The sequence below is a fragment of the Nostoc sp. genome (genome assembly GCF_036916575.1).
Taxonomy (GTDB): Bacteria; Cyanobacteriota; Cyanobacteriia; order Cyanobacteriales; family Nostocaceae; genus Nostoc.
Genome location: NZ_JBALGC010000004.1, coordinates 176285 through 201377, shown reverse-complemented (window position 1 = coordinate 201377; position 25093 = coordinate 176285). Strand labels below are relative to the sequence as shown.

Genomic DNA, 25093 nt, shown 5'->3' with positions numbered 1-25093 from the left:
CGCTGTGCTAACAAAATTCAAAATTAAGCAAGCCAGACAGAACAAAGGTATGTCCGTATGTATCTGTCGTATTCTTTTTTTAAATTGGTATAATATATGTATTATATTTATAATACATATAAGTGACAAAAGTCAAGCCAATACCAGAGAGAAAGCAGATAATTGCCAGATGTATTAAAATTTGTAAAGAAAATCAGTTGTTTAAATAGCCTCTTAAAGTTCTGATACAATATGGCAGTGCGTCAAGATACAATCTGGGAACGTTTTTTATCACCCGTAGTGCGTCTTCTGATTGATGAAGACGGATTACGGCGTTACGCTGATAGTATTGATTGGGAGAAAGAGTGCGATCGCTATCGACGAGATGATGTGATAATTCCGTGGTACTACAGTAATCAAAACTTTCATGGTATTACTGGCGGATATCTGACTTACGGTGCAGCAGTTACTTACGATCCGATTACTCAATATGTTCTACCGCCGAATGAAAGTATTGTTCGTCAAGCTTTAATTGATGCCGTCAAGGTAAAACCACGACGCATACTCGATTTAGGCTGTGGCACAGGTTCCACTACTTTAATGTTAAAGCAGGCTTTCCCCCAAGCGGAAGTTATTGGTTTGGATTTATCACCCTATATGTTGGTAAGGGCAGAAGATAAAGCGAGAAATGCTGGTTTAGATATAGTATGGCGACATGGGAATGCTGAAAAAACTGGTTTGAGTGACGCAACATTTGACTTAGTGACAGCTTCTTTGCTATTTCACGAAATACCAGATGCGGTGTCTCTAGCAATTCTGCGGGAAAGCTTCCGGTTGCTGGTAACTGGAGGGCAAGTATTAATTCTAGATGGGAATCAGAAGACTCTGCGTCAGTTAGAATGGCTTAATGATGTTTTTGAGGAGCCATATATTTGTGAGTATGCTGCTGGTAGCGTAGAGGCAAATATGGGTGCAGCCGGATTTGAAGCAGTGCGATCGCAGGATGTATGGTGGATAAATCAGGTAACTAGCGGCGTTAAACCGCTCGCAACCGAAAATGTGCGCCAGTACACTCCCACATCAATAGATACCACAATAGAGGGGCTTGGATCTCCAGCGTTTGGCATAATGGCATGAGTTTAAAGGCAGTTCTCTTTGATTTTAATGGTGTGATCATTAACGATGAGCCAATCCACCTGCAACTGATAGATGAGATTCTCATGGAAGAAAATCTCCAACCCCAACGGGTTAATGAGCGTCAAGCTTCTTTAGGACGCAGCGATCGCGCTTGTTTTCAGCAATTACTCGCAAATCGTGGTAGAGTGGGTAACGAAAACTATTTAACTCAATTGCTGTACCGCAAAGCTCAAGCCTATGTGGTGGAACTAGAGAAAATACAGAAACTGCCTTTATATCCAGGTGTAGAAGATTTAATATTTCAGGTGCGATCGCGGAATTTGAAACTAGGATTAGTCAGTGGCGCTTTTCGTAAAGAAATAGAATTGGTACTCCAGCGAGCTAAACTAGCCGAACATTTTAAAATTATCGTCGCGGGTGATGACATCACCACCAGTAAACCAGAACCCGATGGTTATCTACTAGCAGTGAAACGCCTGAATAAAGCATATCCGGAATTGAATCTTCAACCACAAGAATGTTTGGCAATTGAAGATACCCCAGCAGGTATAGCAGCAGCGAAGCGATCGCACATGCAAGTTGTTGGTGTAGCGAATACTTACCCATTTCACATGCTCCAGCGCTGCTGTAACTGGACTGTTGATTATCTCAGTGATTTGGAACTCGAACGCGTGCAGAAGGTTTATTCCCAAAAACAGCCTCAGCCATTGGTAAGTGAATGTTAAAATATTCTATGGTGAGCGGGTGTTGAGCTAACGAGTGATATTACTCTTGACTCAGCACTAATGAAGGGGAATTAGCTCAGTTGGTAGAGCGCTGCGATCGCACCGCAGAGGCCATCGGTTCAAATCCGTTATTCTCCATTTTGTATAGCGACAAATTATTTCTCTGTAGCAACAGATTATTTGTCGCTCTACATCTGTACATTACCCATTGTCTATTTTCTCTCATGACCATCTGGGGTTGCCATATTTGCGGTAGAACAAAAGTTCCCGGTCTACCAACTGTACTTTTCGAGAATCAGGGTTAAATGAGAGGATTAGCGGTGAGATGCTACGGTCTGCTTGCAGCTTGTCAAGCCTATTTAAAGCAGCAGACAAATCTGACAATCTAACCTGTGGCTCTGATTTATTAATCCGAGTCATTATTTCGTCACGGTGCAAACCATACTAGCTCGATCCACATAAGTATATTTGGGTATGGATGTTGCTATGCCAAAAACTTCACCAAGCTGAACCATATTTTATTACTCTAAAATAATCTTCACACCCTTACTTACCAAGTTTAACAAGTGTTCAGGCAAACTTTCTACCACCTGTTTAACTGCCTCGATTATAACTTCGACCTTACGTTTAATTAGTAAAAACAAGAAAAATAATCCGAACTTTTGAAACAAAGGCAACTGAATCGATATGAAAAAAAGGAGCCTGACTCAGACTCCTTAATCAAAAACTAGTAATAGAATTGTGACTACTTCACAGTCACCTTACCGCCAGCTTCTTCGATGCGCTTCTTAGCATCTTCAGCAGCATCCTTAGCAACACCTTCTTTAACTGCCTTGGGTGCAGCTTCCACCAGGTCTTTCGCTTCTTTTAGACCTAAACCAGTCAATTCCCGGACAATTTTCAGCACGGCAATCTTCTTATCAGCTGGGACTGATTCGAGAACTACTTCAAACTCGGTTTGCTCAACAACTTCCTCAGCAGGAGCAGGACCACCAGTACCAGGGCCTGCGAACGCTACGCCAACGGGTGCAGCTGCACTCACGCCAAAAGCTTCTTCAATTTGCTTGACTAACTCAGAAGCTTCCAGCAAAGAAAGGGTTTTTAGCTGTTCTAAAATTTGATCGGTTGTAGCAGACATTGATATAACTCCTGTAATTTTGATTATTTATTTGTCATGGGTCATTGGTCTTTAACTATAGACTTTTGACTCTTGACTGATGAACCACGAAATCTATTCAGCAGGGCTTTCAGTGCTGCTATCTTGTACAGTAGCGGTTTCGGTACTGCTATCTTGTACAGCCGGGCTTTCGGTACTGCTATCTTGTACAGCAGGGCTTTCAGTGCTGCTATCTTGTACAGCAGCGGTTTCGGTGCTACCACCACTTTGCTCTTGCTCGGCCACAGCCTGCAAAGCACGAGCCAGTGAACCAGGAACTTCGTTGATACCCACAGCAATCTTGGTAGCCAAAGCGTTGATAGCTCCTGCAATTTGGGCTATGAGTTGTTCCTTAGATGGCAAGTCTCCCAATACCTTGACATCAGGTTCTTTTAGTAGACGACCTTCCAGGACACCACCGCGAAGTTCTGTTTTCTTGCTGACTTTTTGGAATTCTTGGTATGCCTTAATTGCCGATGAAAAATCTTCTTTTACCAGCAAAAAGGCGGAAGCACCGTTTAGCAATTCCGACAGAGGTTGCCATTTTTCATCACCTTCAATGGCAATGCCCATAAGGGTATTCTTCGTCACCTTACAAACAGTGCCACTAGGACGTAGCCGCCGCCGTAAATCGGTGATTTCAGAAACTGTTAGTCCCTGATAGTCAATTACCAGTGCCAGAGTTGACTCACTCAAAGTTTCTTTGAGGTCAGCTACTATCTCTTTTTTATTTTCTATTGTTCTACCCATTCCAGTCTCACCTCCTTAAAACAATCAGCGATTTCCCTACTCGTGCGCTTTTTCTAAACTTAATCCGAAACAACAAACCCCGACTAATTTAGCCGGGGTTGAGTATTAAGACTCCTGATGCCATAAGTTATCACACCTTTATGGGTGGTAATTCTGACAATTAGAGTTTTAACCTCGGCAGGATATTAAGCTATTAGCACCTGCTGTCTCCGGCTTTGCCTATTCAATTAGGTACTGGTGATTGGGTATTGGGTACTGGGGATTGGGGATTAGTAACAGACAAAAGGTAGAGACTTAATTCAATAATTCCCCTACGTCCCCCTAGTCCCTAGTCCCCAGTTCCCAGTCCTTTTTACGCTGCTTCGCTCAGTTTTAAATCTCGTAGGGCACTGATATCAACTTTAATTGATGGCCCCATAGTGGCTGCCACATAAAATGTACGCCAATAACGACCTTTAGCTCCTGAAGGACGGTTACGGTCAATCGTCTCCTGCAATGCCTTCAAGTTGACTAACAAATCTTCAGGCGAGAAGGTTGCCTTACCAAACATAACATGGACAATACCAGTTCGATCAGCTCGGAATTCTAATTTACCAGCTTTGAATTCTGCGATCGCACTTGCTAAATCAAATGTCACCGTTCCACCTTTGGGCGATGGCATCAAACCACGTGGCCCAAGCAACTTACCCAGCCTTGCCACCTGTGGCATCACATCGGGTGTGGCAATCAGCTTGTCAAAATCCATCCTACCTTTCTGGATTTCGTCAATCAGTTCTTCTGAACCTACTATATCAGCACCAGCATTGCTTGCTTCGTTTACCTTTTCGCCTCTGGCTATCACCGCCACTCGGACGATTTGTCCTGTACCTTTGGGCAGTGCTACCGTTGTCCGCAACTGTTGGTCTGTATACTTGGGGTCAATTCCCAGGCGGATATGCGCTTCAGCAGCTTCGGTAAATTTAGCTGTTGCTGTGTCTTTGAGAAGGGCTAAAGCCTCTAGAGGTTGATAGTCCTTATCTTCTACTTTTGCTTGCAGCGTCTGCAAACGACGTGATATTTTTGGCATTTTTTTCTCCTGGGGTAATTCCGAAGCTTCGCCTCTCCCCCGATAATTTTTGGTTACTTGTCCTTTGTCCTTTGTCCTTTGTCCTTTGTCAGTTACCAATGACTAATGACTAATGACCATTGTACAGACGCGATTAATCGCGTCTCTACTGACCAATAACTAATGACTAATCCGTGACTGTTATCCCCATATTCTTAGCCGTTCCTGCCACAATCTTCATTGCCGCGTCTATGTCGTTGGCATTAAGATCAGGGAGTTTCGTTTGGGCTATTTCTTGCAATTGCGCTTTGGTAATTGACCCAACCTTCTTTTTGTTGGGTTCATTCGAGCCTTTTTCAACTTTCGCCGCCTTCCGAATCAGCACTGATGCTGGTGGCGTCTTGAGCACAAATGTAAAACTCCGGTCTTCAAAAACCGAAATTTCTACAGGTATCACCATTCCAGCTTGATCTGCTGTTTTGGCATTGTACTCTTTACAAAACATCATGATGTTGACGCCATGTTGACCCAAGGCGGGGCCCACTGGCGGTGCTGGGTTGGCTTTTCCAGCATTCAGGGCCAGTTTAATGACCGCCACTACTTTCTTCGCCATTTGTATTTAGCTCTGTTTCTCTACCTGATTAAATTCCAATTCTACTGGTGTATCCCTGCCAAATATTGACAGCAAGGCTTTAAGCTTACTCCGTTCTGGAGAGACTTCAATCACCTCACCTTCAAAATCTTTAAATGGACCAGAAAGCACCATTATCTTATCACCAGTAGCCATGTCAATTTTGACAACCGGCTCCTGTTCGCTAGTTTGTTTGAATATACGTTCTACTTCTGAAGAACTTAGTGGTATCGGGTTGACATGACCACGACCCTTGCTACTACCACGTTTTTGTTCTGAACCTACAAAATTAATTACATGGGAGGTGTTTCGTACCACCTGCCAGGTATCATCATCCATCATCATCCGCACCAGCACATAGCCAGGGAAAACTTTTTCTTCTGTATGCTGGCGACTGCCATCTTTACGGATTTTCACCGCTGGCGTCTGCGGAATTTCTACCTGGACAATTTTGTCAGCTACATCAAAAGTTTGAATGCGTTGCTCTAAGTTAGTTTTTACACGCTTTTCACAACCTGAGGCTACTTGCACCGCATACCAGCGTGCTTCTTTTGACGCTGCTTCTACTGTTTCTACTGTTTCCTCCGGCTGCAACGTTGAGTTGCGAGGTTCGTCTGTTGAAAAAGTCATCAGAACACCTGTTTTGCTGCCCAACCAAACAATCCATCGACCAAGTATATCAAAGATGCGGAGAGTGCCACCATTAACAATACAGCGGCGGATTCGCTCACTATCTGCTTCCGACTCGGCCAGACTACTTTTTCAAGTTCTTCTCTGATTCCTTGTATGAAGTTGCCAGGGCTAAACCCATTTGTGGTTTCTGGCAATTCTGCTTCACTTTTTTTGGCCACGACCGTTTATCTCCCCGTTTGTCACTCCATTTTGGATTTTGGATTTTAGATTTACCCCATGCCTTAAGGCAAAGGTACTTAATTTTAGATTTTGGGTTGTCGATTTTAGATTTTTTCTCAATCTAAAGTCGGCAGATTTTGTCTTTTTAATCCAAAATCTTAAATCTAAAATTTGATGATCCCGGTTTGCAGTTTCGACTATATTTCACTTAACTGAAAGCAAAACAACTGCAAATTCAATAACTTTACCCGAAATTATTACTGCTAACTGCTATGTTAGCAGCTGCGTAATTATTTCGGGCTTTGTTTTTTGCTCTTGAGCGCGCCCTGGAGGACTTGAACCCCCGACATCAGGTTTTGGAGACCTGCGTTCTACCAACTGAACTAAGAGCGCACAAGCTGTTTTTGATTCAGTTATTGCGCTGAACTAAATTTCAGTTTAACGCAATATGCAATTTCTATTATACCTCAATTTTACCCTTGGGAACAAGTCAGCGGCAGATGCCGCTTCCAGCTTGAGATTTCTCTCATACTTTTGAAGGATGAATTACAAAGGGCGGTCAAAGCGTTGCTTGATCCGGGTTGCCTTACCTACGCGATCGCGGAGATAATACAGTTTAGCACGGCGGACTTTACCGCGACGTAATACCTTGATGCTGTCAATCCGGGGAGAATGCAACAGAAAAACCCGCTCGACGCCCACACCTTGAAAAACCTTACGGACTGTAATAGTTTCGTTGATGCCACCATTGCGCTTGGCAATTACTACTCCCTCGTAAGGTTGTACACGGTATTTTTCGCCTTCCTTGATTTTCACTCCGACTTTTACTGTGTCGCCCACATAAATGTCGGGCACATTTGATTTTAGCTGTTCCGCTTCAATCGAGCGGATAATCTCTTGAGCGCTCATAGTCTTTGGTGTCTGCTTAAAAAAAACTCACAATCATCAATCATAAATCGATAATCCTCTTTCAGTCTACTTGTTGTGATTGATAATTTTACTGATACAACAGTCTAGGGTTCAAAGCTATATTGCAGAATGCTATATCACAGGGTTGAAATTTATGAAATTTAGCGTCGTCATCAGTACTTATAATCGCTTTAACTTGCTGCAAAGAGCAATTGACTCGGCTCGTAACCAAACAATTGAGTGCGAGGTGGTTGTTGCTGATGACTGTTCATCTGATGATACCCAAACCTATGTCAAAAGCTTAGGGGACAAAGTTATTTACCATCAAAACGAAGTGAACCTTGGTCATGCAGCAACGGTAAATGCTGGAGTTGCCAAAGCTAGCGGCGACTGGATTAAGTTTTTAGATGATGACGATTATTTAGCGCCCAACTGCATAGAAGAGATGGCAAAGGCGATCGCACTTCGTCCTGATGCTGTAATCTGCTCTTGTGTGGCGGCTCAGGTGGATGGCAATGAAGTTGAACTCAGTCGCACCCCGCAAGTTGGTCCCGGATTAGCTTTTTATGTCCCCCAAGCCGATATTCACTACGGTATGCTCTTAGAGGTTGTACCCTTTGGCACGCCTGTACAAGTAGCTTGCCAACGCGATGCTTTCCTGCAAACTGGTGGTTGGGACTCCACACTCGATGCTAACTGTGATGACATCGATTCCTGGATTCGGATTGCTCAGTTTGGTGATGCTATTTTCTTCAATCAGTGTCTTGCTTACCGCACTATCTGGCCTGGTGCATATAATCAAAAGTTTTCTTTGTCTCGGCGGTTGGCTACAAATATTTTGATGAAGGAGAAAATTTACGCCTTGGTAAATGACCAACATCGCTCAAAGATTCCCGTCTTTCAGGATATAAAAAATTATCTAAAACTCCATTGGATTTTAGTAGCACTGAAGCAAAAAAATCTCAAGAGTTTTCTTTCAATGATAGATCCGTCTGTACTTTCTCCTCAGTCTTGGAAGTTTTTGCTAACTGCTGCCTCATCACGCCGCTCTCAGGGAAACAATTCTCAGATTCGCAAACTTGTGTTGATTGAATCGTAATTATGATGTCTGGCAAAATACATAGAATAAAAGCGCCAGTCGCCATTCAGAATTTAATTCTGTGCGACTGGTGGACTTCGGCGTGAGCGCTAGACAAGGACGTTACTACCAACTACCAGATTTGTCGCAGTGAAATTATCCAAAGTCGCTAATGTGTAATTGAAATAACCATCACCATAGTAAGAGTAATTAACTTGTGTAGAAGTACCCGATTGCACAAACTGTAAGTAGCCATCTAAGATGGGATTGCTGCCAGTGTAGCCCTGATTCTTAAACACGTCAGTAAGGACTAACTTATCCTCGCTCTGATTAAAGTCAGTGATTGTATCACCGACATAGCTCGAGGTTTGGAGGATAAACTGGTCATGACCACTACCGCCAGTCAGGGTATCATTAGAATCACCAGCAAATAGGATGTCATCACCAGCACCTCCGATGAGGCTATTGTTACCTGCACCACCAAAAAGGGTGTCATTACCTGCACCACCAAGCAGGGTATCATTACCTGCACCACCGCGTAGCAGGTCGTTGCCACTCTTGCCGTCGATGCGGTCATCACCCCCCTGACCATTAATCACATCATCTGATTTGTCAAAGCCATTGACATTGTTGTTCAGGTCATTAAGAAAAGTGACTGTGTTTTTGTTGAATATGCTGCTTTGAGTGGAGTTGGCATTAAAGACATCAAAGCTGTCACGAATGCTGGTTTGCTCATCAAATAGGATATTACCGATGGTGGAGAGGTTGTCTAGGTTTTCCAAGGGAAAGTTTTGCAGAATAACTTTGTCATCAGCCACCCCTTCAAAGGTGATTTCAAGATTGTTACTATTTTGAGTGAGTAGCAGATTTCGAGGTGTCAATCCAGTACCTTGGAATTTCAGAGTATCCAATTCGCCAATGATTGCTGCCGAGGGATTTGAGCCTTTACCTAGCCCAGCAAAATCGGTGATGGTATCAACACCGTCACCTAAATTGTAAACAAATTTATCTTTGCCACCGCCACCAGTTAGGATGTCGTTGCCTTGATTACCTGTGATGGTATCATTCCCGTCTTGAGCGTTAATTATGTCACCATAATTGTTGCCTACGAGATTATCAGCGCCATTGGTTCCATTCACCCCGTTAAACTCTAAGGCACCAATATCAACTGTACCCTTAGATATTCTGTCAAATCCAGCGCCGCGTTGGTCGGTGGTGATCCCTGCTGGAATCAGAGTATTATTGCCTGCGTTAATGGCGGGACTATCTGCAAGTAAGGCATTAGTAAAGTTTGCACCACCGTTATTTTGCAAAGGGCTGAGTTTGGGGTCGATGGGGTTGGCGCTGGTGCCGACGAGGGTGCTGGTAGTAAAGCCCGTGCTATTAGTGTTATCGCCAATCAAGTTATTGCCGAGGTCGGTGAAGTTGCCTTCAACGTCGCTGGAAACACCATACTTTAAGTTACCTGCAATGATAGTGTTTCCAACGATAACAGTACCATCAGATTCATTGAAAATGCCGCTATTATCAGGATCACCGTTGTAGCTACCTTTTGCCTCGTTATTGGTAATAGTGTCGTTGGTAAGGGTGAGAGTGCCGCTGTTGTTATAGATGCCACCGCCTCTAGTATATACATTATTATCAGAGACAGTGCTGTTAGTCAGGCTAAAAGTACCATCGTTAAAGACGCCACCGCCGTCTCCTGCCTCATTACCAGAGATAGTGCTTCCCGATATATCAACAGTGCCGGAGTTATAAATGCCACCAGCATAGGACGGGTAGGGGTTAGGAGCACGGTACTCCAGACCATTGGCGTATGACGTATTATTAGAAACAGTGCTTCCCGTTATTTTGAGGGTGCCTGTGTTAAATATGCCGCCGCCGTAGGCATTGAATGATCTGTAGATGTATGCACTATTACCAGAGACAGTACTGTTAGTCAGGCTGAGAGTACCTGTGTTAAATACACCACCGCCTAATGATGACCCCCGATTGCCTGAGACAGTGGTGTTGGTCAGACTGAGGTTGCCTCTGTTAAAGATGCCTCCTACTGCTCCCTGATTATCTGAGACAGTGCTATTAGTCAAGTTGAGGCTGGCATTGCTATTGAGTAAAATACTGCCATATATGACATCATTGGCATTGGCAATCTTCAAGCCATCAATGTTGACATCTGTTCCTGCCTCCGTGATCTCGAATACACTGGAGGCATTATTGCCGCTGATGGTCAGCTTAGATGCTCCAGTTCCCACAATGGTTACATCATCAGTAATCGTCAGTTGCCCAGAGGTAAGGGTAATGATATCTGGAGTGGCATCAGTGAACACGCCGCCTGCAAAGGTAATCGTATCCGCCCCAGCAGTCGCATTAGCATTCAGAAGTGCCTGCCGCAACGACCCTGCCCCAGAATCGTTGGTATTAGTCACTACTGTGTCAGTGTTAACAGGTAATGGGGTAATGGGAGACTGGACTTCATAAGCACCAATATCAACTGTACTATTGAAAACTCGGTTAAATCCAACACCTCTTTGGTCAGTAGTGACACTAGTTGCAACTAGGGAATTATCGCCTGCGTTAATGGCAGGACTACCTGCAAGTAAGCTATGAGTTAAGGTTACACCACCGTTATTTTCTAACGGCCCGAGCTTTGGGTCAATGGGGTTAGCGTTGGTGCCCACTAAGGTACTGGTGGTAAAACCAGTGCTACCAGTCTGATTACCAATCAGATTATTGCCCGAATCTTTGAAACTGCTGCCGGACACGTCGGGGTTGATATTCCCGGAGCTAGATTTGTCGAAGTTGCCTGCAATAATGGTGTTGCCCACAACGCTGAGTGGGTTGTTGTATATATCAGACTCACTACTGAAAACGCCACCAGCGTTACCAACACCATCATCGTTTGAGTCCCCAGTGTTATTGGTAATCGTGCTGTTGATGAGGCTAAGGCTGCTAAAGTTATAAATGCCACCGCCATCCTCTAATGCCTCATTACCAGAGACAGTGCTATTAGTCAAGGTAGCTGTACCGATGTTAAAAGCACCATTAGTTCCTCCGTTATAAATGCCGGCGCCGTTGTTCGCCGTATTGTTAGAGACAGTGCTATTGGTAAGCTTGAAGTCGCCATCGCTATAAATGCCGCCACCGATGGAGGTTGTCGTATTGTTAGAGACGCTGCTTTTAGTTAGGTTGAGGATGCCTTCGCTATAAATGCCGCCACCGCTGGAGGTTGCCGTATTCTCAGAGACGCTACTTTTAGTTATGCTGAGGATGCCTTTGTTATTGATACCGCCGCCGTTAGAGGGTGCCGTATTGCCAGAGACATTAGTATTGGTAAGCTTAAGGGTACCTTCGTTATTGATACCGCCGCCGCTGGAGGTTGCCGTATTATCAAAGACATTACTATTGGTCAGGCTAAGGATGGTATTGGTATTGACCAAAATACCGCTATCATTACCATTAGCGATCGCCAAATCATCAATACTGACATCTCTGCCTATTCCCGATATCTCGAACACTCTGGAAGCATTATTTCCATTCACGGTGAGGTTCGATACCCCAGTGCCCAAGATGGTCACATCATCGGTAATCGTCAGTTGCCCAGAGGTGAGGGTGATGGTATCTGGTGTTGTATCGTTGAACACTCCCCCAAAGGTAATGGTATCATCCCCAGCAGTAGCATTGGCTAAGTTAATTGCTTCCCCTAGAGTAGTGATGCCGTTGTTTGCATTACCATCATCTGTGTCTCCAGTATTATTCACCGTGAACGTTGCTAGTACTCCTGGGTAAGCTTCTCGCGTCGTTTCTGCAAACGCAAGATTTACTTCCATATCAGCGGTGTGGACTTCTAACTCCCAGTTGCCGCCTAATGCTGCATTGCCTATCCGCTGACGCGAAGCAGCAATATTTGCTCCTGTGAGTTGGTGCAGTTTGGCAATAAATTCTGCCCCCACATCACCGTCAGCTACGTTGCAACCATAGATGAGTAAGTTGGCTACAGATTTTGTAGCGGATGTCATTAATGATTTATCGGATTTGGGCGAGGCGGAAAATATCTTCTGCCATTGTTGCAGTTGCTGGCTATGGTATTCGAGGGTATCGAGTCCCAAGTGAGTATTACCCAGTTGCAAGCTACCGGGGGCACCGTGGCAAACTATGTGAATGCTGCTAAGATTCTGGTCAGCACGAGTTGCCAAAATCTCCGTAATTTGCTCAACACCGTCCTGTGTGGAGTCAATAACGAATACTTCAGTGTCGGGGATAACACCGTTAACTAAACTCTGATAGTCTTCAACTGCCGTGTCGATGAAGACGAGGCTATGCGTATATGAGGTGGTAATTATGGAATTTAATTGGAAGTGTGGAGTATGTAACGTTGCCATTTTGTTACTTCAAACTAAGGTTATGAGTTGATCTAAAACTGACTGAAGCTTTGTCATAACCGGGTTTTCACACAGCTTTTAACAGTAATAATGAACTATTTATTACTATTAATTTCCTTCTTTCTTATCGTCACCTAAGTTGCTGTTTTTGTAAAGCCAGAAAAGTACAGCAGATTGCAACTTCTCTACCTTGGGCTACGCCAAGGTGAGGTACAGATCATCGTAGGGAACATGGCTGTACCCCTACCCGTGTATTTCATTTACCTGCAATACGCTGTAAGTAATTTAACTAAATAGCTAAAGTTCCTGCTAGTACCGCTGAGTTCCTTCAAAAGATGGTAGCATAGCTTGTTTCAACCTAAGAGGACTCAGAACTCAAAAAGGCTTTGGCGCTCCTGTGTTGAATCGTATCCATATTTGTAAAGTACGATGCTAGGGTATTGGCTCATGCTAGTCGTAGCTATTGGGGAATCGGAAATAAAGCTGTAGCGGCTTAAATAGCAGATTTGGTCTTCAGAATTTTGGAGTTTTACCCCGATTTCTCGAGCCGTTACTGAATAAGTCTTTAAGCTAAGTAACTGGTTAGAAGCGCTCTTGGTCAGTAGCAAGTGGTCATTGTTACGCACTACTAACTACTTTTGAGTTGTCGCTGAAGACCTCAATAATTATGTTGATTTACACACAGTTACTTATCTTGATTTATTATACATATCTCAAAGATTATGCGAATCATACATATTTTGAACCACGTTCAAGAAATAGGTAACGGTATTGTGAATGTGGCTGTAGACTTGGCTTGTTTACAGGCAAAATCTGGTTATGAGGTAGCGGTTATTTCTGCTGGTGGTGAATATGAGAAATTACTAAATATTTGTGGCGTCAAACACTACCAACTAGACCAAACCAGGAAACCGATAAGTATTATCAAAGCAGCTGTACGTTACCGGGCGATCGCAGGAGAATTTCAGCCGGATATTGTTCATGCACATATGATGACAGGAGTCATACTAGCACGCATTTTTAAACGGCATAAGTATGCTTTAGTTTCTACAGTCCACAACGAATTTCAGCGTTCCAGCCTGCTGATGGGTTTAGCTGATAGGGTAATTGCCGTCAGCAAGGCTGTGCGAGATTCTATGGCAAGGCGCGGTATCCCAGAAAATAAGTTGCGGGTGGTATGCAACGGAACTTTGGGTAGTCCCCGCACGCGACAAATACAGGATTATCAACCTTTGCCATTACAGCGTCCAGCAATCGCCACTGTAGCCGGGATGTATCAACGTAAGGGAATCACTGAGTTAATCGCTGCCTTTGAACAAATTGCCTCAGATTTTCCCCAAGCGCACCTTTATTTGATCGGAAATGGCCCTGATAAACAACTATTTGAAGCACAAGCACAAGCAACTTCTGTAAAAGAACGCATTCATTTTGAAGGCTTCCAACCGGAACCTCAACGCTATCTCATATCTTGTGACATATTTGTGTTGGCTTCCCATCGTGACCCTTGCCCTCTGGTACTTTCGGAAGCTAGGGAAGCTAGAACTGCGATCATTGGCACTCAGGTAGATGGAATTCCTGAAGCCTTGGACAATGGACAAGCAGGTCTTTTAGTCCCAGTAAAAGATAGTAATGCTTTAGCTGGGGTTTTAGTGCAATTACTGAGTAATGCCTATATGCTGCATGAGTGGAAACAGCGGGCAAATCAAAACCTAGAGTGGCTAACTGTTGCCCGTGTCCATCAGGAAACACTGGTAGTGTATGGTGAGTTAATTACAGAGTAAGAGTGTTAACAGCGTAGCGATCGCTTTAGTTTTAAAGCTACGCCTAAAGCGCCAAAGACCAGTACACCTGCCAAAAATTGTGTTTTCAACCCCAATTTTCCCCAAAGTTTTAAGTACTATTGCTTATTAACAAATAGTATATAATTCTAACGTCTCACGAATGGGTTACGTTACTGAAGCGATCTCCCAAACTGAATTTAGTGTGTTATTGTCCAGGTTTTACACGCTGCCCTGTGAAAGTGAACCTTCCTGCTACCGGGGCATTATCTTTGAGCAGATTTGCATTTAGATTGAAGAACCGAACTGTTGCTGTTGCTTGCACTATCCCCGTTTTCGGAGCAAATGTCGCACGAAAATCGCTTCTGGCAATTTTGCCGGATAATGTCGCTGTTGGGTAAGTGAAGTCGAATGTCGTGGCGGTAATCTCTTTGTCTGAAGTACACTTCCAACTGCCCTGTACATTACCATAGGGTTGGATAGAGGGAACACCACTTTGGTTTGAGGCAGTGACAAAAATGTTGCCATCTTCAGTGAACGTTATAATACTAGGAAACGAACCGAAGTCACCAGAGTTTGTTGTAAGGTATGTGCCTGTCACCAATTTGCGACAATCCGTTATGGATTCAGCTTCGGCTTTGTGAATCTGCACAAAGTTGGGAATAGTGAGTGCCGACAATACACAAATCGTTAACGTGGCAGCATTAAAAGGGTTGCGGATAAATGACTGTAGCATAATAAATTTCTCCAGATAGCCTACTAATTTCAGCAGTCGATGATCTTAACCGGAAGTAATTGTCAGTTTTGGGTGAGTGTGGGCTACTGCGGTAGTATCCACTCCCGACAATTCTATGTATAAGCAAATAAACTTATTCAGCTTCAGGAAAAGTTTATAACTGGATACTTTTCAGTAACAACTACCAACAGCTAGTGACAAGCGTTAAATATGCTGTGGTCAGCTGCTTCTTCAAACAACCAGCCCTTTGCCAGTCCTGCCCTGACAAAAGGCTATTTAATGCCCTTGAAATCCTGTGGATAATAACATTATGCAAGGGGGTAGGGTAGGTTGGGTTATAGGCAATGGAGGAGTTGGTGAGAAACAAACTTGATAAGAAAGGTTGAGTATTAAAGCAGGGTAGTTTTGTATTAATCCCTATCAAGAATTCAAATAAATTTTTTCGTAAATCTACGTAACCGGATAAACACTGGCTTCGCCCAATTTCTACCTAGCAAATCGTGCAGCAGGATATAAAAACAGGGGATGATAAATAATGTCAGCATTGTTGCGATCGCCATCCCAAAGAAAACTACAATCCCTAAGGGCTGCAAAAACTCGGAACCTTCGCCAATACCCAACGCCAAGGGAAACAGTCCCAAAATGGTAGTGACTGTGGTCATGATAATTGGGCGCAAGCGTTGAGGAGCAGCTTTCACGATCGCAATTTGGCGAGTACAATCTTCTTCTTCCCGAATTTGATTTGCTAGTTCTACCATTAGAATCCCTGCGTTCACCACAATTCCTACCAGCAGCACAACGCCAACAATTACAGTTGCGCCAATTGCAGTTTTGGTAATGTAAAGTCCAAAAATTCCCCCAGCTAATGCCAGTGGTACGGTGAACATAATTACCAATGGGTCAATCAGCGAATTGTATTGCACCGCCATAACTACAAAAATTAAGAATGTCGCTAACGCCCCCAAAGTTTTTAAAGCATCCTGAAGTTGCTGATTAGTTTCTTGGGCAGAACTAGGCACAATTGAAACCCCATCAGGTAAGTCTACATCCTTGAGTACCTCGTTGACTTCTGCGATCGCTTCACCAAGACTAGCTCCTTCGCTGAGATTACCTGCCACAATAAAAGCTTGGCGCTGATTAATCCGTTGCACCTCACCAGGCGCTTGCCCTTCTTGAATGTTTGCAACATCTGAAAGCCGGATTAGGTGATTGTTTTCTGTAAATAGCGGTAATTGCTCTAGCTGGGAAGGACGCTGGATGGCTTGTTTATTTAGCTGCACTCGCACATCAACTAAACGATTACCGCGTTGAATTTGCGTGGGAACTGAACCTTCAATTGCTGTCTGAACTGTTGCACCAATTTGCCCGGCGCTCAACCCTAAAGCCGAAACCCTTTCCCAGTCGGGGCGAATTTGGATTTCCGGTTGCCGGGGGTCGGCATCTGGTCGGAATGTTGCTAATTTTGCCCTTTCCTGCAATGCTTGCAGCACTTGGGCTCCTGCTTGCGTTAAGTTTTGTTCATTCTCACCTTGCAGAATCACGTCAATTTCTGACCCTTGCACTGGAGAATTACTCAAGATTAAACCCCGCACCTGACCAGGATTGAGGCGCAGCAGAATTCCTGCTAAGTTGAGTTTGTTAAATTCTTGAGTTACTTTTTTGACGAAAGCTTCAACATCTGTGCCTGGTTTTAGATTGATGGTGCTGCTGGCACGTAAAGGATTTTCTGTAGTATTGCTACCAAATAAATTACCACCTACAGTTGTGAAAGCAGACTCGGTTTCTGGTTGTTTGAGCAAAATGTCATCAACAACTTGCATAACTTTTTGGGAAGTTGCTAGAGGTGTACCGGGCGGAAACTGCGCTCTCAAGTTAGCTTGACCAGTACTGATGCGGGGTAAAATTTCTTGGGGAATTTGACCAAACATAAAGAAGCTGCTACCGCCTAAAATTACCAAAGCAGCGGTAACTACGAGGAGCCGATAACGTAAAACCTTGGTTAAGAAGTTACCGTATAAGAGCGTAGCATCTTCAAATCGGTGATTAAACTGTTTAAGCAGCCAAAATTCACTGATCCGACTAGACCAGCGAATTCCCAAAAGTCGAGAAGACAGCATCGGCACTACTGTAATTGCGACGACAAGGGATGCTGCTACTGCAAAGCTAATTGTCAGAATCAGTTCATTAAATAGCAGGGCAATAAAGCCGCCAATTAAGAGAAATGGTACTACAGAAACTAAGTTGGCACCTGTAGCAGCAACTAAAGCAGATTCTACTTCTTGGGAAGCATTAATGGCACTGTCAATAAAAAATTTGGAATTACCCTGCCTTCCCTGCTCCCCCTGCTCCCCTCTCTCTCTTTGATTAGGAGTCATCCCCGCTTTTTCGGAAATGTTTTCTAGGATCACAACGGATGTATCAATTGCTTGACCAACTCCTAATGTCAGACCTGCCAAACTAAAAACATTTAAAGTCAGACCAAATATTTTCATCATAGCGATCGCTGTCAGAGTACACAGCGGAATCGTCAAACTGATAATCAATGTTTGCCTGAATGATCCCAAAAATAACAACACTGCTGCTGCTGCTAACAATGCCCCAGAAATCCCCGAAAAGATCACATCATTTAAAGAATTGCGGATGAAGATAGATTCATCTGTGGTCGGACTCAAAGTCATGTCTGCTGGAATTAAACCCGATTGCCGTAATTGTTCAATTCGCCGCTTAACAGCATTTACAACTGTGATTGTGTTGGCCTCAGGCTGCTTTTGGATTGAAAATTTCACCGCAGGCTGACGGTTAAGGTAAACAAATAGTCGCTGGTCTTCTGTATCATCAATTACCTCAGCAAAGTCTCGCAAATAAACGCGGCGAGGAGGAGTAGAGGAAGCAGGGAAGGCAGGAAAGGCAGGGGAAGAGGAGGAAACTTCCAACGAAAGGTTTTCAATTTCACGGGCATTTTGGAAGCGTCCTACAGTCCGAGTTAATGGCTCAGAATTTTGCCCTAGAATCCGACCACCAGAAGTGTCTTGGTTACGGGCTGTTAATTCTTCTAATACGTCATTTAACCCCACACCCAAAGCTTGCAATCGGTTTAAGTCAACAAGCACCCGTACTTCTTCCTCTGCACCACCAGATACATCAACAGAAGCGACTCCCGGCACGACACTGAGTTCACGGGTTAAGTCTTCGTCAGCAAATACACGTAAATCTTTACCAGGTAAAGAAGCAGATGTCAATGCCAATTCATAAACCGGCAATTGGGAAGGATCGACTTTAAATAAGCGCGGCTCCTCTATCGTATCTGGCAGTTGTCCTCGACCTCGGTTAAAAGCAGCAGTAGCATCGTTTAGGGCTTGGTCAATATCGCCCCCTGGTTGGAAGTATAAATCGAGGCTTACTTGTCCTTCACGAGTTCGGGAGAAAACTTGCACTACATTCTCGGTTGCCGATAAAGCTTCTTCTAAGGGTCTGGTGATTTCATCTACTGCTACTTCTGGTGAAATACCAGGGGCTTCTAGCCGAACCCCAATTCGGGGATAGGTAATTGAGGGTAGGAGATCGACTTGAATGGTTGTGAGAAAAAATATCCCAATGACAATTACTGCCACGGTGAGCATGAGTGTACCAATGTGTTGGCGGATAGCGATCGCACTAAGACTAAATCCGCCATTGCCATTATTATTATTTGCTTGTTGCATGATCCTAAGTGCTAAGTGCTAAGTGCTAAGTGCTGACTACTGAGTACTTTTTTCATTGGTATGGTGGTTATTGTTCACCCTACTATTGCTTTTCTGAAAGAATTGAAAGACTTACAGTGTCACCTTCTTTTAACGGCTTACCACTACGAACAACATAGCGCTCTCCCGCTTGCAAACCGGATAAAATTTCTACTCTCCCATCAGCCTTTTTTCCCAACATAACGGCTCGTGCTGTTACCTTCGTTTTACCTTCTGTGTCTTTGACGACAAATATTGCCCCACTTTGGTCTTGTGACTTTGCCTCTGCTGTACTAGATGTGTTAGGCAAAGAAGAATCCTGTCGTACATTTGTTTGCGTCTCCCCTGTACCCTTGGAGTTTTTACTGCCTGCTTTCTGAATAGCTGTTTGCGGCACGACTACACGCTGTTGCGTCTGGTTTTCAAAATTGACTCGTGCCAGCAATCCACTGCCAATCTTGCCTTGAGTGTTGGGAATCACTACTTCTACAGGTATCAAACGAGCGGTGGCATCCGCAGCTGGAGAAATGCGCGTAACTCTGCCAATTAATCTTTCGTTGGAGAAGGCATCTAAGCGGACTTGTACAGACTGCCCAACCTGAATTTGTGCCAGTTCTAACTCGGAAACTTGCACGATGACTTTGACACGGTTAAAGTCGCCAATTTTCAAGACTTCGCTACCTGCTTGCAGAAGGTTGCCGGGTTCTGTAACCTTTTGTGTGACTACGCCAGTAATAGGGGATGTCAACTGAGCGTAAGACCTGCGCTCTTTGGTTTGGGCAACCAATGCCTGCTGGGCTAATACTCTACCTTGAGCAGCAGCGACGGCTTGCTGTTCTGTACGGACTTGCTCTTGGGCTGCCCGCAATGCCTGGGCTGCTGTTTTTGCTTGGGTACCCGCTTGCTGGGCATTTTGTTCAGCGATCGCTCCGGCTTTGAATAGATTTTGTTGGCGTTGGGAGTCTGCCTGAGCTTGTACCACTTCTAACCGTGCGCGTTCAACGTCTGCACGCGCATTGCTTACCTGATTAGTTGCCTTAGCTACTTCTGATTTGAGGGCTGCTAATTCTGCTTGGGCTTGGTTTAATTCGGTCAAAAGTATGGCATCATCTAACTGCCCGATGTTTTGTCCAAGCTTTACCGTATCGCCTACATCTAAGTTCAAAGCCAACAACCGGGCTTCCACCTGCGATCGCACTGATACAATCCGAAAGGGTGTTGTATTACCTGTGTATTCTAGTTGTTTTTCGAGTAAGTCAGTCCGAGCGATCGCCACATCTACAGCCGTTGCACCACCACGTTGTCCACTACCAGGACTCTGAGATTCTGCATCAGCCGATTCCTTGGGCAGTGATCCGCAATTCGCCATCAGCAGTCCTATGCCCAGCAAACAGGGAATTAATAATATGGGTGCAAAAGGGGAAGACACCTTTGTGTCAACGCTACTTTTTACATCTGCGACAGCCACATCAGTCTTCACAACTGAATCTAACAGGACATTAATTACCTGGTTAGCGGCTGCGAAAGGTGAGATTTTCGCCTGCTTTTGCGGCTTATTTCTGTCCAAAATCATTTATTTTTCTCCTATTTGGGGAGCTTTTGGGGTTAAACAGCCGTGCATTACCAAGTAATTTTGAGACATTATGACCAATGAAAAGCGGCGAGAGTCAATTAACTATCTTCTTGCAGAATTATGTATCAAAAACTACTTTTTATCACGAAAAATTCTCACCACTTTAACTCATTACATCGAGTAGGCAATTTTTTAGCAACAGACGCAATTATTAATTTAGTATAAATACTTTTAAATTTCTTGCAATCTGCCCTTAGGAGAAGAGTAGCGTTTCTTGAAGATATCGGACTTTTACGCCCTACTTCTAAAATGGGCAGTATCAAATAACTATACTTCTGCTTACATAGCAAAACTTAACTATAGCAAAATGCCTAGTAATTTTTACGCTTGAGCCGATATATTAAGAATAGTAAAGATAAATTGCTTTTTTTTTACGCTGTAGAATTTCGATCAAGCAATTGCATATACAGCAAAGAAAAGGCCGATATGTACTACAGCCATAATTCTTAAATGAGGAAAGTTACGAGTGACATCATTGCTAAAAATTGTACAAACTACAGATGAATCCCAGATTTCGGAATTTTTTCAGGAATCAGCGGGTAAGTGGCGGTCGCAACGACGCTATTACACCCTACCTCAGGGAGAAACCAAGGAGATGGAGAGTATAGTTACGATCAATTTTCTAGAGCAGGGCTGTGATGAATTGCAAAAGCTAGCTCAGATGCATGATTTACCTGATACAGTCAGTTTGATCTGTGGTGCAGCAGTTACATGGGAAAGTACGGATGTGCCCAAGGCCAAGAAAGAGTCGCAAGGTTCAACAATATTTGGGGCTATGGGAAACATTTTGTATCGCGATCGCGGTTTTGCCATATCCAAACCAGTCACTGCCCAGTATTATTTCTCCAACCCTAAAACACTGTTTTTGCGAACTGAATACAATGGTTCAATGTTCGAGGAAGAGTTAAAGCTAATTGGCAGCAAATATCGCACCAGACAAACCATTATCTCTCGTGCTGGTGAGCAGTTGATGATCGGTCAATATTTAGAAAAGAGAATGGATTAGTTTATCGGGTGGATGCAACTGGCTACAGCCTCACTCGTTTTGAGACTAGTCAGCACCTAGCTATCAACTGGTAATATAACTTTTTATAACAGGTTTTTAAACTTTCTCCTAGAAAATTAATTGCTATGTCATCATGGGAAGTGAAATGAGAATTAATTCGGCGACAGTGTTTGTTTTTAGTATTGACAGGCTTTTCCCTTTTGGTATTACAGACTTCTCTCCGAAATCTAAATCTCTACAAACTTATGATTTTGGAGACATTCCATGTCAATTTATGTAGGTAACCTCTCCTATGAAGTTACACAAGATGCGCTGAATGCTGTTTTTGCAGAATATGGTTCTGTAAAACGCGTTCAGCTACCCACTGACCGTGAAACAGGCCGTTTACGCGGCTTTGCTTTCGTGGAAATGGGTACAGAAGCTGAAGAAACAGCAGCCATTGAAGCTCTTGATGGTGCTGAATGGCTGGGTCGTGACCTCAAAGTCAATAAGGCCAAGCCCAGAGAAGACAGAGGTGGTTCCTTCGGTGGTAACCGTGGTGGCGGCGGTAACTTCCGTAACAACCGCTACTAAGCCAAGTAGACTGAAGTAACTTAATTGAAAAAAAGGCTCAGGCAACAATGCTTGAGCCTTTTCTATACAAAACTTGAACTATGAATAATTTCCGATAGTTGCTTGGTATACCGCACCTATGATTCTTTAACTAGAGTGCCTTGATGAAAGATCATTTTCCATCGATTATTGTTCAATTTTCAGATGGAACTTCGCAGCGAATGAACAGGGTATTCGCCAGATCCACTATGTTTGACTATACGATAGGTTACTAAAACAACTCCTGTTGCTAAAACTAACGTTTTGAATTCCATTATCGATCTTTGAGTCAGGGGTTCGATGGGTTCATTCTGCAAGCTGTTGATAATTTGCTGTTTATCAAAAACACGCCCTGAACTTCCGAACTCAATAAACTCGTCAGCAAGTAAGTCCATGACATCTTTAGCTGACTTTCGGGCGTTGCATAAAACAGGGATGAATTATTGAACCGCGAAGACGCAAAGTGCGCGAAGGAATTAGGTTTATGAATTCACAAAAATTAAAAAACATCCTGCAAATATGCAACGCCGACTTTCGTACATCCGATTGAAGCAAACGCTCCTCCAACTCACAAAGAAGTGATTCCTCTAAATAGTCTGCTTTCATCTACTTACTGGAGTTGATTATGTCTTTGACAAGACGGCTTGCAACCGCCTGATGCAATGGGGTTGTTAGGCTGTCTCGCCGTTTGCTGCTTGTGGCATTGACTCAATCAACGCCCTTAACACTTTATTGACCGATTCTGGTGTGGTGAAAACCTGAGCCACATCTTCATCTAAGACCACAACTGTTAATTGTTGCGTTCCACTACGGGCAGCAAAGCGATTGGGCTTTGCCTTCTGATAATCGAAGCGATACTCAGCCTGAAGCTCGTCGTCAGAATTTTGCGATTTTTCAAAGGGTGTTTCGTTCATAATCTTCACGTTCCTTTCGAGTAGCTAGACGGCGCTAATGATACGGATAGCGTTAGAGCGCTCAGTAAAGGAAATCAACAGCAAGAGATTTTGTTGAGAGTGACCAATAATGATTTCTCGCTGCTCATCTATAGAGTGCGCTTCATCATCAAAGATGACTGCCAGTTAAAGCACCCCACCCCGCTAGCGGTGAGGGAAACAATTGTACTAGCAAAAATCGGCTGGGGTCGAAAATTGACCATGATTGATTAATAATGAGTTGCCGACTTGCGATGATGCACAGCTGTAACGCCATCAGTATCTAGCAATTTGCCACTCTCAACAGTCGCATAAACCAGCCAGTGATCACCAGATTCCATCCGGTTTTGTACAGAACATTCGAGATATGCTAGGGCATCGGTAAGTATGGGAGAACCGCTTTCCGCTTCTTGGGCGGCGACATCAGCAAATCGGTCTTGTCCTGGGCCGAAGGGTTTGAGGAAGTGCTTCATCAACCCCAAATGATTCCCTTCTTTAAGAATATTGAGGACAAATTTATTGCCTGAGTGTGTCAGTGTTTCTACTGCGCGTTCTTTAGCTACAGCTATGGTTAAACCAGGGGGACTAAAGCTAGCTTGAGACACCCAAGAGGCTAACATGGCACTGGATCGATCGCCTTCTTTTGCTGTCAGAACACAAAGAGAACCGACAATCCGACCAACTGCTTGTTCTACACTTGTTGCAGGTTGCCTTGGCGATCGCACTTTTCTAGCTTTCTTCAGTGCTTGAGCAAAGTCGGTTCCAGCTTCTTCACACAATTGTAAGGTGGCATCGTTGGGTTTGAATTTTACGCGGATGGTATCAAAACCAAACCGATAGCCAGCATCTTTTAATTTATCCTCAATTAAATCAACCGCTTCCCCACTCCAGCCAAAGGAACCAAAAACTCCAGCGAGTTTATTGTTAGTAGCCGTGGATAGCACAATCCCTAAAGCTGTTTGCACGGGTGTGGGTGCATGACCGCCGAGAGTAGGAGAACCCATGATAAAACCACTGGCTTTTTCCACAGCCGCCCGGATTTCTTCTGGTTCAGTAAATTCGCAGTTAATCGATTCTACGGCAACGCCAGCTTTTGTGATCCCACGAGCGATCGCTTGAGCTAAGGTTGCTGTATTTCCATAAGCTGATGCATAAATTAACGCTACTGTCAAGTCAGCAGATGTTTGCTGTTGACTCCATTCCCGATAAGCTTTGGTCAGTTCGATTAGGCCATAGCGTACCAAAGGCCCGTGCCCAGTGGCATACATTCTCACGGGAAAATCGACAAGTTTATCCAGCGCTGTTTCAACTTGACGGGCGTGGGGAGCCATGAGGCAATCAAAATAATAACGCCGATCTTCGTTATATATTTCCCAGCCTTCATCAAATACCTGATCTCCACAAACATGTGCCCCAAATAACTTATCTGAGTACAAAACTTCAGTTTGCGGGTCGTAGGTGCAAAGTTGATCTGCATAGCGGGGATTAGGGGTGGGAATAAATTGTAAATTATGCCCATTACCTAAATCCAGAGTTTCTTCGCCCCGCATCACAAGAATTTGCAGATCTGGATTTTCTAGTGCCCCACGTAAATTTTTCGCCCCTGGATTAGAACAAACAAAAGTGATTTGCGGGGCAATTTCTAACAAAGCTTTTAAAGTCGCAGCCCGGTTAGGATTTACGTGTCCCAAAATTACATAATCTAACTCTTCGACATGGAAACGCTGCTGCAATGCTTCTAAATAAATTTGCGTAAAGGTTTCCCCTGGAGGATCGATTATGGCAGTTTTCTCGCTTTCTATTAAATAAGAATTAGCAGTTGTACCCTTAGCAAGAGCATATTCAATTTCAAATCTGAGCCTAGACCAACTGCGCGATCGCAGTATTCTTGTATCTGTAGCTATTGGATAAACTTGAACGTCACGGGGTTTGTTTGTTGACATGGCTTTATTGGGGATTGGGTACTGGGGACTGGGTATTGGGTACTGGGGACTGGGTATTTGGAAAACTTTTTCCCAGTTCCTAGTCCCCAATTGGGTACTGGGTACTGGGGACTG

The 25093-nt window shown here is 43.9% G+C and carries 21 protein-coding genes, 2 tRNA genes, 1 pseudogene and 1 other annotated feature; of the genes and pseudogenes, 7 read left to right on the top strand and 17 right to left on the bottom strand.

The features are described from left to right. Positions 1-231: 231 nt before the first annotated feature. The 3 genes from V7L29_RS02055 to V7L29_RS02045 all read left to right on the top strand — a co-directional run bounded on the left by V7L29_RS02055 (position 232) and on the right by V7L29_RS02045 (position 1979). Positions 232-1116, top strand: a complete 885-nt coding sequence (locus V7L29_RS02055) for a class I SAM-dependent methyltransferase (protein WP_334734368.1) — start codon at positions 232-234, stop codon at positions 1114-1116. Further along, a complete protein-coding gene (locus V7L29_RS02050; protein WP_334734367.1) occupies positions 1113-1841 on the top strand; it encodes an HAD family hydrolase in 729 nt (242 codons plus the stop codon). The genes V7L29_RS02055 and V7L29_RS02050 overlap by 4 nt, the downstream gene beginning before the upstream one ends. A 65-nt stretch (positions 1842-1906) precedes the next feature. Continuing rightward, positions 1907-1979, top strand: a tRNA-Ala gene (locus V7L29_RS02045). Between the two features lie 84 nt (positions 1980-2063). Here the strand turns inward: V7L29_RS02045 and V7L29_RS02040 are convergent. From V7L29_RS02040 to rplS, 9 genes and pseudogenes are all read right to left on the bottom strand, one after another. Next, the gene (locus tag V7L29_RS02040) at positions 2064-2261 is read right to left on the bottom strand and encodes a hypothetical protein (RefSeq protein WP_334688944.1); all 198 of its coding nucleotides are present in this window, start codon (positions 2259-2261) and stop codon (positions 2064-2066) included. A 325-nt stretch (positions 2262-2586) separates the two neighbouring features. Further along, entirely contained in the window at positions 2587-2979 is a 393-nt protein-coding gene (gene rplL / locus V7L29_RS02035) for a 50S ribosomal protein L7/L12 (RefSeq protein WP_334688945.1), read from the bottom strand. Between the two features lie 240 nt (positions 2980-3219). After that, a pseudogene (rplJ, locus tag V7L29_RS02030) lies at positions 3220-3747 on the bottom strand (50S ribosomal protein L10); the annotation flags it as partial. Between the two features lie 62 nt (positions 3748-3809). Next, positions 3810-3978 (bottom strand) — a sequence feature (ribosomal protein L10 leader region). Between the two features lie 121 nt (positions 3979-4099). Continuing rightward, positions 4100-4813: a 50S ribosomal protein L1 gene (rplA, locus tag V7L29_RS02025; protein ID WP_334688946.1), complete on the bottom strand. Its 714-nt coding sequence runs from the start codon at positions 4811-4813 to the stop codon at positions 4100-4102. 166 nt (positions 4814-4979) lie between these two features. Next, on the bottom strand, positions 4980-5405 hold the full coding sequence (gene rplK, locus V7L29_RS02020; protein ID WP_069071558.1) for a 50S ribosomal protein L11: 426 nt from the start codon (positions 5403-5405) through the stop codon (positions 4980-4982). Positions 5406-5411: 6 nt separating this feature from the next. Further along, a complete protein-coding gene (gene nusG / locus V7L29_RS02015; RefSeq protein ID WP_334688947.1) occupies positions 5412-6053 on the bottom strand; it encodes a transcription termination/antitermination protein NusG in 642 nt (213 codons plus the stop codon). Further along, positions 6053-6274, bottom strand: coding sequence for a preprotein translocase subunit SecE (gene secE, locus V7L29_RS02010; protein ID WP_334688948.1), 222 nt, complete (start codon positions 6272-6274; stop codon positions 6053-6055). Before secE ends, nusG begins: the two co-directional genes overlap by 1 nt. Before the next feature lie 321 nt (positions 6275-6595). Then, positions 6596-6668, bottom strand: a tRNA-Trp gene (locus V7L29_RS02005). A gap of 153 nt (positions 6669-6821) precedes the next feature. After that, entirely contained in the window at positions 6822-7184 is a 363-nt protein-coding gene (gene rplS, locus V7L29_RS02000; RefSeq protein WP_322643797.1) for a 50S ribosomal protein L19, read from the bottom strand. Positions 7185-7338: 154 nt separating this feature from the next. Between rplS and V7L29_RS01995 the strand changes: the two genes are divergently transcribed. Next, entirely contained in the window at positions 7339-8283 is a 945-nt protein-coding gene (locus V7L29_RS01995; protein ID WP_334688949.1) for a glycosyltransferase family 2 protein, read from the top strand. Positions 8284-8372: 89 nt separating this feature from the next. Here V7L29_RS01995 and V7L29_RS01990 read toward each other — a convergent pair whose 3' ends face one another. After that, complete coding sequence (locus V7L29_RS01990) at positions 8373-12641, bottom strand: DUF4347 domain-containing protein (RefSeq protein WP_334734366.1); 4269 nt, start codon at positions 12639-12641, stop codon at positions 8373-8375. Positions 12642-13363: 722 nt separating this feature from the next. On the opposite strand from V7L29_RS01990, the gene V7L29_RS01985 reads away from it, so the two are divergent. Next, entirely contained in the window at positions 13364-14422 is a 1059-nt protein-coding gene (locus V7L29_RS01985; protein ID WP_334734365.1) for a glycosyltransferase, read from the top strand. A 205-nt stretch (positions 14423-14627) separates the two neighbouring features. Here the strand turns inward: V7L29_RS01985 and V7L29_RS01980 are convergent, their stop codons facing one another. From V7L29_RS01980 to V7L29_RS01970, 3 genes are all read right to left on the bottom strand, one after another. Further along, on the bottom strand, positions 14628-15155 hold the full coding sequence (locus V7L29_RS01980) for a hypothetical protein (protein ID WP_334691701.1): 528 nt from the start codon (positions 15153-15155) through the stop codon (positions 14628-14630). 428 nt (positions 15156-15583) lie between these two features. Further along, positions 15584-18856: an efflux RND transporter permease subunit gene (locus V7L29_RS01975; RefSeq protein ID WP_334734364.1), complete on the bottom strand. Its 3273-nt coding sequence runs from the start codon at positions 18854-18856 to the stop codon at positions 15584-15586. 82 nt (positions 18857-18938) lie between these two features. Further along, positions 18939-20243 carry an efflux RND transporter periplasmic adaptor subunit gene (locus tag V7L29_RS01970; RefSeq protein ID WP_442944116.1) on the bottom strand — a complete coding sequence of 435 codons (1305 nt, stop codon included), beginning with the start codon at positions 20241-20243 and terminating at the stop codon, positions 18939-18941. Between the two features lie 730 nt (positions 20244-20973). Here V7L29_RS01970 and V7L29_RS01965 point away from each other — a divergent pair. Beyond that, positions 20974-21513, top strand: a complete 540-nt coding sequence (locus V7L29_RS01965; protein WP_334734362.1) for a phycobiliprotein lyase — start codon at positions 20974-20976, stop codon at positions 21511-21513. 264 nt (positions 21514-21777) lie between these two features. Beyond that, complete coding sequence (locus V7L29_RS01960; RefSeq protein ID WP_334692036.1) at positions 21778-22086, top strand: RNA recognition motif domain-containing protein; 309 nt, start codon at positions 21778-21780, stop codon at positions 22084-22086. A 179-nt stretch (positions 22087-22265) separates the two neighbouring features. Here the strand turns inward: V7L29_RS01960 and V7L29_RS35355 are convergent, their stop codons facing one another. The 4 genes from V7L29_RS35355 to V7L29_RS01945 all read right to left on the bottom strand — a co-directional run bounded on the left by V7L29_RS35355 (position 22266) and on the right by V7L29_RS01945 (position 24979). Beyond that, positions 22266-22541, bottom strand: coding sequence for a DUF4440 domain-containing protein (locus tag V7L29_RS35355; protein ID WP_442944115.1), 276 nt, complete (start codon positions 22539-22541; stop codon positions 22266-22268). A 234-nt stretch (positions 22542-22775) separates the two neighbouring features. Further along, entirely contained in the window at positions 22776-23018 is a 243-nt protein-coding gene (locus tag V7L29_RS01955; RefSeq protein ID WP_289796790.1) for a hypothetical protein, read from the bottom strand. Positions 23019-23042: 24 nt separating this feature from the next. After that, a complete protein-coding gene (locus tag V7L29_RS01950; protein WP_334734478.1) occupies positions 23043-23126 on the bottom strand; it encodes a hypothetical protein in 84 nt (27 codons plus the stop codon). A gap of 140 nt (positions 23127-23266) precedes the next feature. Then, a complete protein-coding gene (locus tag V7L29_RS01945; RefSeq protein WP_334692037.1) occupies positions 23267-24979 on the bottom strand; it encodes a diflavin flavoprotein in 1713 nt (570 codons plus the stop codon). Positions 24980-25093: the final 114 nt, after the last annotated feature.